Origin of the sequence: Streptomyces prasinopilosus, from assembly GCF_001419695.1 — a bacterium.
GTDB classification, from domain to species: Bacteria; Actinomycetota; Actinomycetes; order Streptomycetales; family Streptomycetaceae; genus Streptomyces; species Streptomyces prasinopilosus.
On record NZ_LIRG01000968.1, the window covers coordinates 1 to 2,764 of the forward strand.

The 2,764-nt window shown below is 76.7% G+C and carries 3 protein-coding genes; all 3 read left to right on the plus strand.

Going from position 1 to position 2,764, the window contains the following annotated elements; all coding sequences use genetic code 11:
* Positions 1–188 precede the first annotated feature (188 nt).
* Positions 189–1,238 carry a hypothetical protein gene (locus AOK18_RS29160; protein ID WP_055696259.1) on the plus strand — a complete coding sequence of 350 codons (1,050 nt, stop codon included), beginning with the start codon at positions 189–191 and terminating at the stop codon, positions 1,236–1,238.
* A gap of 11 nt (positions 1,239–1,249) precedes the next feature.
* Positions 1,250–1,990, plus strand: coding sequence for an LON peptidase substrate-binding domain-containing protein (locus AOK18_RS29165; protein ID WP_055574952.1), 741 nt, complete (start codon positions 1,250–1,252; stop codon positions 1,988–1,990).
* A 118-nt stretch (positions 1,991–2,108) separates the two neighbouring features.
* Complete coding sequence (gene ybaK, locus AOK18_RS29170) at positions 2,109–2,612, plus strand: Cys-tRNA(Pro) deacylase (RefSeq protein ID WP_055696260.1); 504 nt, start codon at positions 2,109–2,111, stop codon at positions 2,610–2,612.
* Positions 2,613–2,764: the final 152 nt, after the last annotated feature.

Below are 2,764 nucleotides of genomic sequence, written 5' to 3' on the forward strand. Positions count from 1 at the left end.
GCCGCGTCTGACCGGCCCGCCCGGCCCCGGCCGCCCCGCACCCCGCCGGCGGCGGCCGGCCCGCGGCGCCCGGTGCCTCCCCGCTCCCAGAGGGCCCGCCTCCTTTTTACCGGTCCTTGAACCGGCGCCGTACAACCTTCCGCGACTTCCGTGAAGGCTCTGGCGCCGCTGTGACCTGCGGTCCTTCAATGGTCGGCACCATGGCTCTGCTGCATGCGCTCACCCGCGCGTCCCGGGTGCGAGGAAAGTCGGGCACCACCCCGCCCGGCGCCCTGGTGCTGCCCGCGGACGCCGAGGTCCTGCTCGACGCCCCCGACGAGGTACTGGGCCCGGTCCTGGTCGGGGCGGCGGCCGGTGACCCCGCGCCCGCCGCCGGCCTGCTCGCCGCCACCCGGCACCGCGGGGCGTGGGAGCACCGCGACCGGTACGTGCGGCGGCTGGCCGTCTTCGCCCGCTCGCGCCCCGAATGGCTGGACACCTGGCGCGCCCACGACCCGCACAGCCCCGACGGGCTGCTCGTGGACGCCCAGCGGGCGGTGCACCGCGCCTGGGACTCGCCGGCCCGCGCCGAGCTGCTGCGCGAGGTGAGCCCGTCGATCACCGCCGCCGCGCGGGCCGACCACCGCGATCCGGTGCCGTGGCGGCTCGCCCTGGACCACGCCCGCGGAGCCCGGGCCGGGCACCGGTACTTCCAGGAGCTGTGGGAGGCCGCGGTCCGCCGCGCCCCGCACCACTACGGCTGCCACGTGGCGGCCCTGCACTACCTGTCGTCCTCCTGGCACGGCGCCCACCTCGAGTGCCTCGACTTCGCCGACCGGGCCGCGCAGGACGCGCCGGACGGCTCGTTCACGCAGTCCCTGCCGTTGCGGGCGGCCTTCGGCTACCTCACCGACGGGGGCGGCCCCGAGGTGCCGCGCGAGCGGCTCGACGCGGCGGCCGACCGCGCCCTGGCCCTGTCCGCCCGGCTCCCGGCGGCCCATCCCCGGCCGGCCGGTCTGCGCAACCTCCTGGCGTACGTCCTGCTGCGCCTGGAGCGCCGGCCGGAGGCCCTGGAGCAGCTGCGGCTCACCGGCCCGTACGCCACCTCCGCGCCCTGGGACCGGGAGGCGGAGGACCCCCTCGGCCGGTTCCTGGAGGTGCGCCGGAGCCTGCACGAGGCGGTGGCCGCCGACCCCGCCGCGGCCTCCCGGCGGCCACGGAGCGAACGGGGCCGCCGGACCCGGTCCGGGGACCATTAGGCTTTTACGTCGTGACCACCGCCCGGCTCCCGCTCTTCCCCCTGAACTCGGTGCTGTTCCCCGGACTCGTGCTTCCGCTGAACGTCTTCGAGGAGCGCTACCGCGCCATGATGCGCGAACTCCTGAAGACTTCGGAGGACGAGCCGCGCCGGTTCGCCGTCGTGGCGATCCGCGACGGCCACGAGGTCGCCCCGAGCGCCCCCGGCCTCCCGGACCCGACGGCCGTGCCCGAGCTGGGTCCCGCCGCGGGCTTCGGCACCGACCCGCTCCGGTCCTTGCACAAGGTGGGCTGCGTGGCCGACGCGGCGACGATCCGGGAGCGGGCCGACGGCACCTTCGAGGTGCTGGCGACGGGGACGACGCGGGCACGGCTGCTGTCGGTCGACGCCTCCGGGCCGTTCCTGACGGCCGAGCTGGAGCCGGTGCTCGAGGCGCCCGGCGAGGAGGCGGGGGCGCTCGCCGAAGGGGTGCTGCGGGCGTTCCGCCAGTACCAGAAGCGGCTGGCGGGGGCGCGGGAGCGGTCGCTGGCGACCGGCGCGGAACTGCCGGACGAGCCGGGGGTCGTGTCCTACCTGGTCGCCGCCGCGATGATGCTCGACACGCCGACGAAGCAGCGTCTGCTCCAGGCGCCGGACACGGCGTCCCGGCTCCGCGACGAGCTGAGGCTCCTGCGCACGGAGACGGCCATCATCCGCAACCTGCCGTCGCTGCCGGCGTCGGAGCTGACCCGCGGGCCGACGCACCTCAACTGACGCCCGCCGTACGGCTTCCCGGAGCGGACCGGGACGGGGACGGGGCCGTGGCAGGGCAGAGGCGGGGACAGGACAGGAACAGGGACAGGAACAGGGCAGGGACGGGGACGGGGCAGGGATGGCGAAGAAGCCGAAGAAGCAGCAGCAGTCGGGCGGTACGCCCGCGACGGTGGCGCTCACCGCGGCCGGGGTGCCGTTCACCGTCCACTCCTACGACCACGACCCCTCCCACCCGTCCTACGGCGAGGAGGCGGCCGAGGCGATGGGCGTCTCCCCCGACCGGGTCTTCAAGACGCTGGTGGCGGACGTCGACGGCGCGCTGACGGTGGCGGTGGTCCCGGTGGCAGGGCAACTGGACCTGAAGGGCCTGGCGGCGGCGGTCGGCGGCAAACGGGCCGCGATGGCCGACCCCGCCCTGGCGGAACGCACCACGGGCTACGTCCGGGGCGGCATCTCTCCCCTCGGCCAGCGCAAGCGGCTGCCTACGGTGCTGGACGACTCGGCCGGCCTGCACGGGACGATCTGCGTCTCGGCCGGCCGCCGCGGTCTGGAGGTCGAGCTCTCCCCCGCCGACCTGGCCGAGCTGACCTCGGCGGTGATCGCCCCGATCGGGCGCGCCTGAGCCCCCGGCGGGTCCCGCTCCTCCGGCCGGTCGGAAGGGGCGTGCCGAGGAGGACACGCCCACGCGGCGGGACGTGCCGGGAAGGGCCGCGCGGACCCCGGCGGGCGTCCGCCGTGGCCTCACGACCGGGCTCGGGGCCCGTCCGGCGGATC